The sequence below is a fragment of the Ruegeria pomeroyi DSS-3 genome (assembly GCF_000011965.2).
Taxonomy (GTDB): domain Bacteria; phylum Pseudomonadota; class Alphaproteobacteria; order Rhodobacterales; family Rhodobacteraceae; genus Ruegeria_B; species Ruegeria_B pomeroyi.
In genome coordinates this window covers 135,233-149,955 of the sequence record NC_006569.1, presented here as the reverse complement: position 1 = coordinate 149,955, position 14,723 = coordinate 135,233, and the positions used below count along the sequence as shown (strand labels likewise).

The following is a 14,723-nucleotide window of genomic DNA, read 5'->3' as shown; positions in this document are numbered from 1 at the left end:
TGCGGGTGATCAGGGTGCGAGGGTCTTGGCCATCGGGTGGCCCAGGATCCAGCGGCCCCGGCGCGGCGGACCATCGGGCCGCCAGCCGCGCGACAGATAGAAATCGCGCGCGGTGGCGGTGCTGGTCAGCAGCCCGCGCTCTATGCCCTGTTCGCTCAGCCGCGCCTCCAGCCCCGCCAGCAGGGCGGCGCTGGCGCCCTGACCGCGACAGGCAGGATCGACATAGTTGAGCGTGACGCGCCCGGTGCCCGCGGTCTGGTCGATCTCGGCCAGGGCACCCACCGCCGCGATCTGGCCGGCGCGGGTGAGCAGCCAGAACTCCGCCCCCTCGTCCATCATCTGCGCGCGCAGGGCCTGCGGTGTCTTGTTGGCGCACCAGCGCGCAATCGCCTCCGCATCACCGCCGTGATCGGCGGTGCACAGCTGGCTGATCGACCGCGTCAGCACCCGGGACATGTCAAAGAGGTCAAAGAGGGTGGCACGCCGCAACAACTCGCCCCCGGTGCCGGCGGGGGAAAAGGCCTGCGATATCCCCCGCTTGTTCTGCATCAGTCCGAGTGATGCGGGGCCTGGCGCGAGGGGGCCAGATAAGGGCGGGTGACATCCTTGAGCGTGACATCCAGCGCCTCGACGGTCAGCCGGATGGCGCCGTCGCCCGCAAGCGTCAGCAGGATCTGTCCGGCGCCATCGGTCTCCGGCTCGAATGTCACCGACAGGAGCGACAGCACCGTATCGGTGTCGGACCGGTCGATGCCCTGGCTGGCGACGCCCAGCACGCTGTCGATCACCAGCAGCGATTGCACCCGCTCATAGCCGCGCCCGCGCTGCTCGGCGGCGGTGCGGTCCTCCCACCGGAACCGGTTCAGCAGCAGGGCAAACCGGCGCGTTCCCGGACGCCAGGACATTTCGGTGATCGGAAACACCGCATCCTGCACCAGGGTCGAGATGATCTTGAGGTCATCGCCGTCCTCTGCGCCCAGGTTCAGCGGCGCCTCGCGCCCGTCCTTGAATGTTGCGTCCGACATCAGCCCTTGATCCGTTCGATTCTGGCGCCCACAGCTTCGAGCTTTTGCACCACATGCTCATATCCGCGATCCAGATGATAGACCCGGCTGACCAGGGTCTCTCCCTCGGCGGCCAGCCCCGCCAGAATGAGCGAGACGCTGGCGCGCAGATCGGTGGCCATCACCGGCGCGCCTTTCAGCCGTTCGACCCCGCGCACGGTGGCGGTTCCGCCATGCACCTCGATCCGGGCGCCCATGCGGGTCAGTTCCGGCGCGTGCATGAAGCGGTTCTCGAAGATCTTCTCTTCCAGCACGCTGGTGCCCTCGGCGGTGCACAACAGCGCCATCATCTGCGCCTGCAGATCGGTCGGAAAGCCAGGGAAAGGCTCGGTCGTGACATTGACCGCACTGACCCGGCCATTGCGGCGACTGACCTTGAGACCCTTGTCGGTCTCGGCAACGTCGATACCGGCTGCATCCAGCTTTTCCACAAATGCGCCAACCAGGTCGAGACGGCCGCCCAGCAACTCGACCTCGCCGCCGCAAATGGCGGGGGCCAGCATATAGGTGCCCAGCTCGATCCGGTCGGTCACCACCTGATGGGTGGCCCCATGCAGACGGTCGACGCCCTGGATTTCAATGGTCGATGTACCCTCGCCCTCGATCTGCGCACCCATCGCACGCAGGCAGCGTACCAGATCGACGATCTCGGGCTCGCGCGCGGCGTTTTTCAGCACAGTGGTGCCCTTGGCCAGAGTGGCGGCCATCACCATGTTCTCGGTCGCGCCGACCGAGGCGAAGCGCATTTCGTGCACCGCCCCTTTCAGCCCGCCGGGCGCCTTGGCATGCAGATAGCCATCGCGCAGCTCGATCTCGGCCCCCAGCGCCTCGAGCGCCTCGATATGCAGGTCCATCGGGCGGGCGCCGATGGCACAGCCGCCGGGCAGTGACACCACCGCCTGACCCAGCCGCGCCAGCATCGGCCCCAGAACCAGGTTCGAGGCGCGCATCTTGCGCACGATATCGTAGTCGGCAGTATGGCTGGTCAGGTCATGGCTCGACATCGCCAGCACCTTGCCATCCTGCAGCGACGACACCTCGGCCCCCAGAGACTGCAACAGCAGCGTCATCGTCTTGATATCCGACAGCCGCGGCGCATTGGTCAGCGTCAGCGGCTCGTCGCTGAGCAACGTGGCGGGCATCAGCGTGAGGCAGGCATTCTTGGCCCCTGCAATGGGGATCTGGCCATTCAGCGGCCCGTTGCCGGTAACGAGAATCGAATCCATCTGCTCTTAACCTTTTTTGTTGTGATCCGCGCCGTCCTGCGCGGTCCGCGCCTTGGCCTGCGCCTTGCGCCGGGCCAGATTGGCCTTGAGCGCGGCCTTGAGCCTGTCCTCGCGGTCAGCCGGTGCGGATTTGCTTTTCGAAGGGTTTTTTTGCTCTGCCATGTCCTTTCTCTACAGGAGGCGAAAAAAACCGTCCAGATGCCCTTGCGCCGCGTTTCGTTTGAGTCTAATCACCCGCTCACCGCGACGCTGCGGCCCACCAGAGGGTCCTGCCGCGTCGGTACAGCGGGCTGCTGTAGCTCAGTGGTAGAGCACTCCCTTGGTAAGGGAGAGGTCGACAGTTCAATCCTGTCCAGCAGCACCACCCACCCTACGAAAGCAAGCACTTACGGGACCGGTGGCGGGACAGCACTGCGTTACCCTAGGGTTACCCGGGTGGACCTGAGCCCGGGTGAAACATTGACTACATGTTGTGGAATCTGCCCAATGCACCGCAAGGCGCGGAGGCAACGCATTGGCAGAAGAGCGGTTTCACATAGCGGAGTGGTATGGGCACCCGTTCCGGGACCTGGGCGACTGACACAGGGTGGGACTGTTGCATTAATCACCTAACTTGGCGAGATTTGGGTTTTGAGGTCGATCTTGGCGAGTAGATCACCGTTCAAGCACCAACGCTTTCCACGTGACGTTATCCTTTGTGCGGTGCGGTGGTATCTACGCTACCCGCAGTCCTACCAGGATGTGGTTGAACTGCTGGCGGAGCGCGGGATCACAGTTGATAGGCCGACCGTGTAATGCAACAGTCCCATTCAGAGAACGCAACGCCGCCAGAGACCCCGACCGCCAGACGGCCGACATCCACATCGTGCTCATGAACCGCTTCAACGCCGCCTAGATCGTTAGCATCGCCTGATGTCAATGAGGTAAGGGGACAGCACGCCTCAAGCCTAAGTTCTGCAGCGATGCCGGTGTGGGTGAAATAGATCAATCCTCATAAATTTGCTCCTGCGCTTCTTTCCCGTGCTCCATTCTATCGATGGCCGCTGCGCGAGAGAGCCTTGGATTTCCCGTCTGAACAGCTATCACTTCAATTACGGAATCTTCATACTTCCTGAGGGGTCTTTTAGGCTCAGGACTCGTTCTCGGGTCATAACCAGAACAAAACGGTTGCGGCTAGCATGATCGCGGAGAAGAACGTTTCCGCGCACCGGTCGTATCGGGTGGCGACGCGCCTCCAATCCTTCAACCGGCCGAACATGATCTCGATCCGGTTGCGCCGTTTGTAGCGCCGCTTGTCGTATTTGACGGCCTTCTTGCGGGATTTCCGGCCGGGGATGCAAACCTTTATCCCCTTGTCTTTCAACGCTTCTCTGAACCAATCGGCGTCATAGCCCCTGTCGGCCAGCAGCCAACCCGCCTTCGGCAGACTGCCCAGAAGAGCCGCGGCGCCGGTATAATCGCTGACCTGCCCGGCGGACATGAAGAACCCGATCGGCCGCCCCTTGGCATCGGCAACGGCGTGCAGCTTGGTGTTCATACCGCCTTTGGTGCGCCCGATTTGGCGCCCGCGCCCCCCTTTTTCACGCACAGGCTCGACGCAGTGCGGTGTGCCTTGAGATAGGTCGCGTCGATCATGATCGTCTTGTGCTCGGCGCTTTCGGTGGCCAGGCCCACCATGATCCGGGCGAAGGCCCCGTTGTCGCTCCAGCGTTTCCAACGGTTGTAGAGGGTCTTGGCCGGGCCGTATTCCTTCGGCGCGTCACACCAACGCAACCCATTGCGATTGATGAAGATTATGCCGCTGAGGACGCGACGCGTCATCGACGCGGGGCTTGCCATGGCTCTTGGGAAAGAACGGCTTCAGGCGCTCCATCTGGGCGTCGGTCAGCCAATACAGATTGCTCATCGATCAGATCTCCTTGCGGAGCCTGAATCACGCCAGAAGCATGAAATCAATGGGTCTGGAGCCTAGCCTGTCGATAGTCTGAACAAGGTTGTCCTCGATGTCATAAGTGTACGAGGCGCTTTGGACCGTCAAGTTCGGACCCGTGATCGTCCATGCTCTACAGAGACGGCAGCCGCGCCCTGGCGATGTCTGGCACCTGGACGAAGTCGTCGTTAAGATCGCGGGCCGGCCGTACTGGCTCTGGCGTGCGGTCGATCAACACGGCGCCGTTCTTGATGATATCCTGCAGCCCAGGCGGGACAAACGCGCGGGAAATCGGCTTCTGGTCAAGCGGATGAAACGGTGGGGCTTCGTTCCCAAAAGGGTCAGCACGGACAAACTGCGCTCATATGGGGCCGCAAAGCGCGAGGTCGCGCCTGGCCTCGACATTGGTCACATCAGGGGCTGAACAAGCGCGCAGAGAACAGCCATCTACCTTTTCGAGAACGCGAGCGGGTGATGCAGGGCTTTCGATCGCCGGGGGCATTACAACGCTTCGTTTCCATGTAGTCCGCAACCCGTAGTCGTTTCTCAGTTCCAGCCCGCCGCCGCGCCGCCCTCACCATCCGATACCACCGTCTCGAAGCACTCGAGGCCTGGAACTATGCGTCAAATGTCGCCTGAGAATCGACCGCTACGTTCGCTCACAAGCTGCTCGAGTTAATATGAAAACACCACCATTCTCATCATCTGTAGATGTTGGCGGATAGATGCGCTGGCCAGCTGTCGGTCCCAGGACCGAATGCGGCGATTACAATGGCGTCCAGCATTCTGTGATCATCCGGGCGCACGGCCGAAACCAAGCAGTTCAAACAATACCTTTCACGCCGTCGCAATTCTGCAGGTGTCTCTACTGGGTGTCAAACTCGACGTTGGTCACGGCAAAAGCAATTTGTCTAAGGCAAGATGACGAATCCACCCTTCTTGAGCAGGCATGCTTGACAAACTTTATTTTATAACTAAACCTTTGCAAATGCATACGAATGATTCATGAGGAGCATACATGCCGTCCGTCGCCGCAGAAGTCATCGCCGTCTCCTCGGAAACTCGTGACATCAAAAGATTTATTCTGAAACCTCAGGACCAGGGTCTGTGCACATGGGAAGCAGGGGCGCACCTGCGAGTCGTGGTTTCCGACGGCAGCACCCGCGCCTACTCCTTGCTGCGGTTGCCCGACTTGTCCGATGATCAGATCGCGCTTGGCGTCTTGTTGGAGGCCAAAAGCGCCGGTGGCTCGAAATTCATGCATGCGCTGAAACCCGGTGACATGGTCAAGGTTTCGGATGCGGCCAATCAGTTCCCCCTAGGGGGCCACGAAGAACACGCGGTGCTGATCGCAGGAGGCATCGGTGTTACGCCAATCCTGTCCATGGCGTCCGATCTTGTGGCGGCCGATCGTTCGTTCGAAATGCACTATGCCGGCCGGACCGAAGGCGCGCTTAGCTTTGTTCCGGAACTCAAGGCTATCTGCGGCGATGCGCTGCACATTCACTATGACGATCAGCCAAGCGCCATGAACATCCAGGCAATCCTGGAAAATACGCCGACAGGATCGCATGTCTATTTCTGCGGCCCGTCGGGCATGATCGAAGCGGTGAAACGCACCGCGAAAGAGCTTGGATGGAGCGACGAGCGCATTCATTTCGAACTGTTCGCGACGGCCGCCGACGAAAGCCAGAACACCGCCTTTGACATTGAGGTCAGCGATACCGGCCAGATCATCCACGTGCCTGCCGACAAAAGCATCATCGAAGCGCTGGAAGAGGCCGGTCTGGACCCGCTTTACGACTGCCAGCGCGGGGATTGCGGCATTTGCCAATGCGATGTCATCGAGGGCATTCCCGATCACCGCGACGTCATCCTGAGTGACGCCGAAAAGGCATCGAACACCGTCATGCAGATCTGCGTTTCGCGGTCCAAGACGCCGAAACTGGTCCTTGACCTTTAACCGACAGACGAAGGAGAGCAGCATGGATCGCTATCGTGGCAATGCCGAGGCCGTCAAGAACCTGGTCAGAGGACATGCCGTGCACCGGGATGTCTATGTCGACAAGGAGGTTTTCGATCTGGAGATGGAGCAGTTGTTCCCGAACTCCTGGGTCTATGTCGGCCATGAAAGCCAGCTGAAAGACCCGGGCGACTACATCACCAGCAAGATCGGCCATCAGCCCATTCTGATTTCGCGGCACAAGAACGGAACCATCCACGTTCTGCACAACCGCTGTCCTCACAAAGGGGTCAAGATCGCGTCCGAGCCCTGCGGCAATACCGGAAAGTTCTTTCGCTGCCCCTACCACGCGTGGAGCTTCAAGACCGATGGATCGCTTTTGGCGATCCCGCTGAAGAAGGGCTACGAGGGCACCGGGTTTGACAATGACAGGGCAAAAGACGGGCTGCCCCGGGTCGAAAACGTGCACATCTACCGGGGGTTCATCTTTGCCCGCCTCTCTGACACCGGCCTGAGCTTCGAAGACTATTTCGGCGATTCCCTCTCGACGATCGACAACATGGTGGACCGGTCCCCCAAGGGCGAGGTCGAGATCATCGCCGCGCCGATCCGCTATATGCACACCTGCAACTGGAAGATGTTGGTCGATAACCAGACCGACACCTGCCACCCGATGGTCGCCCATGAGAGCAGCGCGGGAACCGCCGTCAGCGTGTGGGAGCGCGAAAAGCACCGCTTTACGGAAACACCGATGGCGGTGCAGCTTTATGCGCCTTTCATGAGCCCCTATGAATTCTACGAAAGCGCGGGCATCCGCGTCTGGCCTAACGGGCACGGGCATTCCGGCGTCTCGGGCTCGATCCATCAGGATTACGACGACGTTGATGGCTATCTGGAGATGATGGTCGAGGCCTACGGCGAGACCCGCGCCCGCGAGATCCTTGGCGATATCCGGCACAACACGCTGTATTTCCCGAATGTCATGGTCAAGGGGCCGGTTGGCATCCTGCGCAACTTCATCCCCGTAGCGGTCGACAGGACGCTGGTGGAAAGCTGGGCGTTCAGACTGGTTGGGGCGCCGGACAAGATCTATGAGCGCGCGCTGATGTATAACCGGTTCATCAACGCGCCCACGTCGATTGTCGGACATGACGATCTGGAAATGTATGAGCGCGCGCAGGAAGGCCTGCTTTCGGACGCCAATGAATGGATCAATCTGCGCAGGCTCTACGAGGAAGGCGAACCGGAGGATGTGACCGAGGTGGTCAATGGCACCTCGGAACGGCAGATGCGCAACACCTTCTATGCTTGGCGGAAGTTCATGGTTCAGGGGATGGAACAGAAGCAGGAGGTCAGCGCATGACCCCTGAGACGCTGATCGATTTCGTCTATGACGAGGCGGCCACCCTGGATGAGATGCGGTGGGAGGACTGGCTTGCGCTGTTCCACGAGGATGGCCGCTATTGGATGCCGCTGGAGTGGCAGCAACAGGACCCGATCCTGCAACCTTCGCTGATGTATGAAGACCAGCTCTTGCTGACGGTGCGGGTGGAAAGGCTGTCGGGCGAACGTACCTTCAGCCAGAAGCCCAAAAGCCGCTGTCACCACCTGTTGCAGCGCCCGCGCGTGCTGTCGCTGGGTGAGGGTGACGGTATCTTCAGACTGCGGACATCCTTCATCTACACGGAAACCCGGGGCGACAATCTGGAGCGCTATTCGGGCTGGGTAAGCCATAAGCTTGTCGAGGTCGACGGTGCGCTGAAGATCAAACTCAAGCGGGTCGACCTGATCAACTTCGATGCTCCCTTCGGCAATTTGCAGCTGTTCATCTGAGATGCGCAGGATGAACAAGACAGTCTTTGGACGTTTCACAGAGACGGCGCATCGACGCGGAGACGCGCCTTTCCTGCATGTGTTGGAGGAAACCGCCGTAATCTATGGCATTCCCGCCGGAGACATTTCGTATGGCGAGATGGGCGCGCGGATTGCGGACTGGGCGGATCGGTTGTCCTTGGCCGGGTTCGGACATGGGCACAGGGTGGGCTTGTTGCTTCAAAACAGGCCCGTCTTTCTAGAAATCTGGTTGGCATTGAACAGCCTTGGCGCTTCGGTTGTCCCGATTAATCCAGACCTTCGGCTGGCAGAACTGGAATACATGGTCGCGCATTCAGAAATGGCGTTGGCCATCGTCTTGCCAGAACGGCACCAGGAAATGTCCGAAGCAGTCGCCAATGCCGGGTCTGAGGCCCTGGTGATCACTTCAGACACCGACATCCCCCCTGCCCCTGCGCCGTCTACGCCCACCGTGGATCTCGGCCCTGAGACCGAATGCGCGTTGCTTTACACGTCAGGAACGACCGGACGTCCAAAGGGGTGCATCCTGACTAACGAGTACTTCCTGCACTCCGGGGATTGGTACGCCGAAACTGGCGGCTATATCAGCCTCCGCCGCGACGCTGAGCGCATGCTGACCCCACTGCCTCTGTTTCATATGAACGCGATGGCGGTGTCGGTGATGGCGATGATCACCACCGGCGGCTGCCTGACCATGCTGGACCGGTTCCATCCCCGCTCCTGGTGGGAAGCGGTGCGCAAGTCCGGAGCGACGGTTGTGCACTATCTTGGCGTCATGCCGCCGATGCTGATGGGGGCCGAGCCGTCTGAGGCCGATCGCGACCACGATGTACGCTTTGGCTTTGGTGCGGGGGTCGATCCGAAGCTCCATGCCGCGTTCGAAGAACGATACGGGTTCCCCCTTATCGAGGCCTGGGCCTGCACGGAAACAGGGAGCGGAGGCGTGATCAGTGCGCATGAAGAACCGCGAAAGGTGGGCACATCCTGCTTTGGCCGGCCTTGCGACAATGTAGCGGTTCGTGTTGTCGATGACTCCGGGCAGGACGTGGCGCCGGGACAGCCCGGTGAGCTGCTGGTGCGGCGCGCAGGCGACAACCCGCGGTATGGCTTCTGCGCGGGTTACCTCAAGAACCCGGAGGCAACCGAGGAGTTGTGGAAAGGCGGCTGGCTGAACACAGGTGACGTCGTGCTGCAGGATGAGGATGGTTCGCTGCATTTTGTCGACCGGAAGAAGAACGTGATCCGCCGGTCGGGCGAAAACATCGCAGCGGTCGAGGTCGAAAGCATCCTGAACCGGCATCCGGATATTCGCATCTCGGCCGCGGCCGCATACTCTGACGACCTGCGCGGCGATGAAGTCGCCGTCTTCTTGATTCTCGAGAACGGCGGCGGTGACGAGGCAAAGGCCGTGGAGATCGTGACCTGGGCCCTGGGCCAGATGGCCTATTACAAGGTTCCGGGCTGGATCGCCTTTGTCGAAGACCTACCGCTGACCGCCACCCAGAAAATTCTGCGCGGCAAGCTCAAATCGCTGCTGGAAGATACCGCCGCCCGATCGGGTTTCATCGACACGCGTCACCTCAAGAAGCGGCAGCAATAATGGGGATGCAGGCGCGATATGACGGCGTTGCGGTCTGCGCACCGATCACCGTGCCTTATGTGCGGTTTTCGCCGGAGTCTGCCCATTGGTGGACGGGCGCGGCGTTGCGGGCGCTTGGTCAAAAGACCGGGCTGAATGCCGGTGATATCGACGGGTTTTGCTTTGCCAGCTTTTCCTCAGCTCCGGATACGGTCGTGGGCATGGTACAGCATCTGGGTCTGAGCCCGCGCTGGATGGATCACATCCCGACCGGCGGCGCCAGCGGTATCATGGCGCTGCGCCGGGCGGCGCGTGCCGTGCAATGCGGCGATGCCGAGGTGGTCGCCTGTGTGGCCGCCGACACCAATCAGATCGACAGCTATCGCCAGACCCTGGCGGGTTTTTCACGTTTTTCCCAGGACGCGACATATCCCTACGGCTTTGGCGGCCCGAATGCGACTTTTGCGCTGATCACCGACAACTTCATGCGCCAATTCGGAACGACACGAGAAACTTTTGGCAAACTCTGCGTGGCCCAGAGGGAAAACGCGCTGTCCAACCCTTTGGCATTGATGAAGAAACCTTTGACGATTGAACACTACATGAATGCCCGTCCAATATCGGACCCGGTCCACTTGTTTGACTGTGTGATGCCCTGCGCCGGAGCTGAAGCGTTCCTGGTCACGACCCCTGACAAGGCAGAGCAACTGGGACTGTCCACGGCGAGGATCCTGTCGACAATCGAACGCCACAACGCATTTGCCGATGATACGGTTCAGTTTCGCGGCGGATGGGAGCGTGATCAGGAGGCGCTGTGGGATCGTGCCGGCTGTGGCCCCGGGGACGTTCAATGCGTGCAGGTTTATGACGACTACCCCGTGATCGTGGCAATGCAGCTTGCCGATCTGGGGTTTTGCAGCAAGCCCGGCTTGAATGATTTCATCGCGGCAAATGAGTTTACGATATCCGGCTCGCTGCCACTGAACACCAATGGCGGCCAGCTCTCGGCGGGACAGGCCGGTGCTGCGGGTGGATTTCAGAATGTCACAGAAGGGTTGCGCCAGATCCTGCAATGTCCGCTGGGCGAACAGGTATCCGATGCGCATCGCGCCCTGGTGTCGGGATTTGGTCTGGTGAACTATGATCGCGGCACCTGTACGGGCGCGGCCGTTTTGCAACGCGAGGCGCTACGATGACGGATCCGTTGCAACGACCCCGGCGCAAGGACCCGCTTCGGCGTACGACGCTGGGCCATGTTCCGCCGCGCCTGCGCAGCCGCGCCGCCATGGAGATGGCCACCCATGCGGCGCAGGGGCGATTTGTTCTGCAAACCTGCGAAAGCTGCGATCGGGCCACCTATCCACCGCGCGATCGGTGCCCGAATTGCTGGGGAGAGCTGGTGTGGCGTGAGCAGGACGCGGGCGGACAGGTCGCGGCGGAGACCACCATCCGGCATTCAACCGACACCTACTTTCGCAATCACATGCCCTGGCGGATCGGAACGGTCCGGCTGGACGCAGGGCCGACGGCAATCGTGCATCTTCACGGCGAAGCCGGGGTCGGAGACCGGGTGAATATGGTTCTGAAACTCGACCGGGGTGGCAACCCCGCCCTGTTCGCCATGCCAAGAGGGGATGTTCCGAACATGCAGGATGACCCGCAATTCCGCAGCTTTACCGCTGATCCGAAACATCGCCGCGTTCTGGTGACGGACGGCCGCACCGACACGGGCCAGGCGATAGCGCGCGCCCTTCTCGACGCAGGTGCCGCGAAGGTTTTTGTGGGCGACTGCGCCCCCCTGATGCGGTTTGCAGGCAAGCAGCAGCTTGCCGCCCTTGATGGGGCAGAGCTGGTGCCGCTGGACGTGACGGACACACACAGCGTCGGAAACCTTGCGGCACAATTGGGCGGGCGGATCGATATTGTGATCAATACCGCCGGACAGGTCCGCGAAGGTGGCGTAGCCTTTGGGGCCAAGCTGTCCGACCTTCAAGCCGGGCTTGACACTGGCGTCGTCGGGTTGATGCGGCTGGCGCAGGCTTTTGGCCCCGCTCTTGGCGCTCGGTCAGATGACGGGGTGAATTCCGCTGCCGCATTTCTTGATGTGGTCCCTGTGTCAGGGCTGAGCGGGCAGTCCGGGTATTCCGGCACGGCGGCCAGCGCGGCGGCAAGGCTGTCGCTCTTGTCCGGGTTCCGCGGAGAAATGCAAAAAGCCGGGATTCGCGTCATGTCCGTGCTGACCGGCCCGGTGGACGACGCCTGGCACCAACGTCTGCCGCAACCAAAAACCGCCCCATCGCACCTTGCCCGAACTGTCGTTGCCGCCTTGCGCGACGGGCAAGAGATCAGCTGCGCGGGGGATGTGGCAAAGGACCTGTTCGCGCGTTGGCGGGCAGACCCGCTGCTGACCATGAGGGAGGAAAACAGATGACCCAAACGCCGCTGGCCGCACTTTCCCAAGCACTGATCACAGGCGGTGTCGAATGCATCGATCTGACCAACACACTCAGCCCGGATTTCCCGGTCATTGTCCTGCCCGCCGAGTTTGGCCAATGCGCGCCCTTCCGGATGGAGAAAGTCTCTCGCTATGACGACAACGGCCCGGCCTGGTATTGGAACAACATCTCGATGAACGAACACACGGGCACCCATTTCGATGCCCCGGCGCATTGGGTGACCGGCAAGGATTTGCCCTCAAACACGGTTGACGCGGTGCCTGTGCAGGATTTCGTGGCGCCAGCGGTGGTCATCGACATCTCGGACGAAGCCGCGGCGGATGAGGACTTTGTCGTGACCCGTGCCTTTCTGGAGGATTGGGAAGCCAGGCATGGAAAGATCCCGGACCGGCACTGGATCGCCCTGCGCACGGATTGGTACAAGCGCGTCGGAACGCCGGATTACCTGAACCTGAAAGAAGACGGCGCGCACTCTCCCGGACCTGATGGTGGGGCGATGGATTTTCTTGTGCATCAGCGCAACTGCATCGGCCTTGCGGTCGAAACCGTTGGCACGGATGCAGGACAGGCGTTTCATTTTGACCCGCCGCTTCCTGCCCATTCCATTCTGCATGGCAACGGGCGATATGGTCTGCAATGCCTGACGAACCTCGACAAGCTGCCAACTTTCGGCGCGCTGATCGTCGCCTGCCCGCTGAAGATCGAGGGCGGATCGGGCAGCCCATTGCGGGTGATCGCCCTTGTGGAAAGGGCGCAGGCATGAGCAAACGCACAACACTGATCACCGGAGGAAATTCCGGCATTGGCGCCGCGATCGGGCAAGCATTGTTGGAGCGCGGAGAGGCCGTGGTATCCCTTGGGCTTGAGATGCCAGAAGACCGCCATAATGACTTGCATGGCTATACCGCTGATCTGACCGACGCGGACGCTACGGCAGAGGTGGCCTTGCGTATTTGCAAGGATCACCAGATCGACGCGCTGGTCCACAATGCCGGCCTGATCCTGCCGAACCTGCTTGAGGACGCTGACCCGGCGGATGTTCTGACGCTGGCTCAGCTGCATCTTGCCGCCCCCATGGCCCTGACCCAGGCGGCGCTGCCCGGCATGGTCGAACGCGGGGCTGGGCGCGTTGTTTTCATCAGCTCGCGGTCACTACAAGGCATGCCGACCCGGTCGGCCTATTCGGCGACCAAGGCAGGGATCAACGGGCTGGCGCGCACCTGGGCGCTGGAGCTTGCCCCAAAGGGCATTACGGTGAATGTGATCGCTCCGGGTCCTGTGCTGACGGATAATTTCTGGGCTATTGTGCCCAAAGACGGTGAACAGCAGCAGAAAATCGCAAATGGTATCCCCGTGCGCCGGATTGGGACATCAGACGATATCGCCAATGCTGCCTTGTTTTTCCTTGATGACAAGGCGGGGTTCGTAACGGGGCAGGTGCTGTTCGTATGCGGCGGGACAAGTCTCGCGGGCTTGTCGGGGTAGAAACCGGCAGAGTGCGGGATCGCAGGACAAGCCGTCTATTCTTCGCAGGAGCAGAAATTGGCGACAGTGAGCCCGGTTGTGTCGAATGCTGCATCTTGTACAAAGTGCAGCGAAGTATCTAAAGCCGACATTGACCTTGGCAAGGTCTTCCCGAAGCCGTTTTTCAATCAGACTTGGGATTGTCGCGCCGCGGTACGATATTCCGGAAATTCACGCGTGTGAGGTCGTGGACAAAAAAGTCGGCGTTGCGCGGGGGCAATCACCGCGGCGCATCTGCTGATGGATCGCCTCCGGTCTTTAGGACTTTCTGGACCAACTCACCGATTTTCAGGTCGACCCCTAAGTCATCCAGCTTCTTCAATTCGCCGAACAATCCAAGCCGGTAAGCCGACAGGAACTCGATGGACCCGTCGATGATCTTCTGAAGCAGTTCCGCCTTCTCCATCTGCTTCTTCGCCTTTTCGTTCTTTACGGCATCCAGGAATTCCCAGACGACCAATTGGCCGCGCTCCAATGCGACGCTGCGGCGCTCGATCAGGTCCGCGCGGCGATTCAGGCCAAGAAGGTCGATGGTGTATTGCCCGCGGTCGTTGTGCGCCTGATACAGGTTCTCGCCGTCCAGCGTGAGGTCCTTCTGCGGGTCGCCATCCACCGGATGGACCAATAGCGGTAATTCGTCGTTCAGGTCGTCACATGGATCAACGGCTCGTTTTCCCAAGATGTCGAACCGATCCTGTTTGCCGAATTTCGTCCTGCCGTCTTGGTCGGAGTGGTAACGCGCCTTGTTGCAGTCACCGCAGGACAGAAAGAGATTGTCCCAGCTATATGCTCTCCAGAAATACCCCGGATGATTCATCTCGCCATGTTTGGGGTGCTTGATCGTAAGGACCTTCCCGGAATCCAGCGTGACGCGGTTCTTCGGACGGTAGTGTTCCACGTCGCCGGGATGGCCGGACACAAGCTGTTCGCAATAAGCGCAGTTGCCATTTTGGCACGCAATCAGATCGTCCTTGAATTTGGTATAGAACGTGCCGACCTCCACCGAAGCCGGGTCTTCTTCGAAGGCATCGATCAGTTCCTTGGCTTTTTCCTGACCGATTTCTATCAGCTTCTTCAGCGCCTCGCTTGTGTAGTTCGGATCAAGCCTGTGCATTTCGATGCCTTAC

At 60.6% G+C, this 14,723-nt stretch carries 13 protein-coding genes, 1 tRNA gene and 3 pseudogenes; 11 read left to right on the top strand and 6 right to left on the bottom strand.

Annotation, left to right across the window (positions count from 1 at the left end):
- Window positions 1-9 precede the first annotated feature (9 nt).
- Genes SPO_RS20535 through SPO_RS23240 form a run of 4 tightly spaced genes read right to left on the bottom strand, consistent with a single transcriptional unit; the run spans window position 10 to window position 2,452 of the window.
- Window positions 10-549, bottom strand: a complete 540-nt coding sequence (locus tag SPO_RS20535; RefSeq protein WP_044029518.1) for a GNAT family N-acetyltransferase — start codon at window positions 547-549, stop codon at window positions 10-12.
- A complete protein-coding gene (locus tag SPO_RS20530; RefSeq protein WP_011241919.1) occupies window positions 549-1,025 on the bottom strand; it encodes a DUF2948 family protein in 477 nt (158 codons plus the stop codon). The genes SPO_RS20535 and SPO_RS20530 overlap by 1 nt, the downstream gene beginning before the upstream one ends.
- Window positions 1,025-2,290, bottom strand: coding sequence for a UDP-N-acetylglucosamine 1-carboxyvinyltransferase (gene murA / locus SPO_RS20525; RefSeq protein ID WP_011241918.1), 1,266 nt, complete (start codon window positions 2,288-2,290; stop codon window positions 1,025-1,027). Before murA ends, SPO_RS20530 begins: the two co-directional genes overlap by 1 nt.
- A gap of 6 nt (window positions 2,291-2,296) precedes the next feature.
- Entirely contained in the window at window positions 2,297-2,452 is a 156-nt protein-coding gene (locus tag SPO_RS23240) for a hypothetical protein (protein ID WP_011241917.1), read from the bottom strand.
- Between the two features lie 127 nt (window positions 2,453-2,579).
- Between SPO_RS23240 and SPO_RS20520 the strand changes: the two genes are divergently transcribed.
- Both SPO_RS20520 and SPO_RS23380 read left to right on the top strand, forming a co-directional pair.
- Window positions 2,580-2,654: transfer RNA gene (locus SPO_RS20520), tRNA-Thr, on the top strand.
- Between the two features lie 278 nt (window positions 2,655-2,932).
- Window positions 2,933-3,082, top strand: a pseudogene (locus SPO_RS23380) (IS6 family transposase); the annotation flags it as partial.
- 355 nt (window positions 3,083-3,437) lie between these two features.
- Here the strand turns inward: SPO_RS23380 and SPO_RS22685 are convergent.
- Window positions 3,438-4,196 (bottom strand): annotated as a pseudogene (locus SPO_RS22685) (IS5-like element ISSpo7 family transposase).
- A gap of 109 nt (window positions 4,197-4,305) precedes the next feature.
- Between SPO_RS22685 and SPO_RS20505 the strand changes: the two are divergent.
- The 9 genes and pseudogenes from SPO_RS20505 to SPO_RS20465 all read left to right on the top strand — a co-directional run.
- Window positions 4,306-4,859, top strand: a pseudogene (locus SPO_RS20505) (IS6 family transposase); the annotation flags it as partial.
- Between the two features lie 379 nt (window positions 4,860-5,238).
- The gene (locus SPO_RS20500) at window positions 5,239-6,183 is read left to right on the top strand and encodes a PDR/VanB family oxidoreductase (protein WP_011241916.1); all 945 of its coding nucleotides are present in this window, start codon (window positions 5,239-5,241) and stop codon (window positions 6,181-6,183) included.
- A 22-nt stretch (window positions 6,184-6,205) separates the two neighbouring features.
- A complete protein-coding gene (locus tag SPO_RS20495) occupies window positions 6,206-7,546 on the top strand; it encodes a Rieske 2Fe-2S domain-containing protein (protein WP_011241915.1) in 1,341 nt (446 codons plus the stop codon).
- Complete coding sequence (locus SPO_RS20490; RefSeq protein WP_011241914.1) at window positions 7,543-8,016, top strand: aromatic-ring-hydroxylating dioxygenase subunit beta; 474 nt, start codon at window positions 7,543-7,545, stop codon at window positions 8,014-8,016. Before SPO_RS20495 ends, SPO_RS20490 begins: the two co-directional genes overlap by 4 nt.
- Before the next feature lies 1 nt (window position 8,017).
- Entirely contained in the window at window positions 8,018-9,637 is a 1,620-nt protein-coding gene (locus SPO_RS20485) for an AMP-binding protein (RefSeq protein WP_011241913.1), read from the top strand.
- Window positions 9,637-10,812, top strand: coding sequence for a thiolase family protein (locus tag SPO_RS20480; protein WP_011241912.1), 1,176 nt, complete (start codon window positions 9,637-9,639; stop codon window positions 10,810-10,812). The genes SPO_RS20485 and SPO_RS20480 overlap by 1 nt, the downstream gene beginning before the upstream one ends.
- Complete coding sequence (locus SPO_RS20475; protein WP_011241911.1) at window positions 10,809-12,047, top strand: SDR family NAD(P)-dependent oxidoreductase; 1,239 nt, start codon at window positions 10,809-10,811, stop codon at window positions 12,045-12,047. The genes SPO_RS20480 and SPO_RS20475 overlap by 4 nt, the downstream gene beginning before the upstream one ends.
- A complete protein-coding gene (locus tag SPO_RS20470; RefSeq protein WP_011241910.1) occupies window positions 12,044-12,835 on the top strand; it encodes a cyclase family protein in 792 nt (263 codons plus the stop codon). Before SPO_RS20475 ends, SPO_RS20470 begins: the two co-directional genes overlap by 4 nt.
- Entirely contained in the window at window positions 12,832-13,557 is a 726-nt protein-coding gene (locus SPO_RS20465) for an SDR family NAD(P)-dependent oxidoreductase (protein ID WP_011241909.1), read from the top strand. Before SPO_RS20470 ends, SPO_RS20465 begins: the two co-directional genes overlap by 4 nt.
- A gap of 259 nt (window positions 13,558-13,816) precedes the next feature.
- Here the strand turns inward: SPO_RS20465 and SPO_RS20460 are convergent, their stop codons facing one another.
- Window positions 13,817-14,710 (bottom strand): hypothetical protein, encoded by an 894-nt coding sequence (locus SPO_RS20460; RefSeq protein WP_011241908.1) that lies wholly within the window; start codon window positions 14,708-14,710, stop codon window positions 13,817-13,819.
- Window positions 14,711-14,723: the final 13 nt, after the last annotated feature.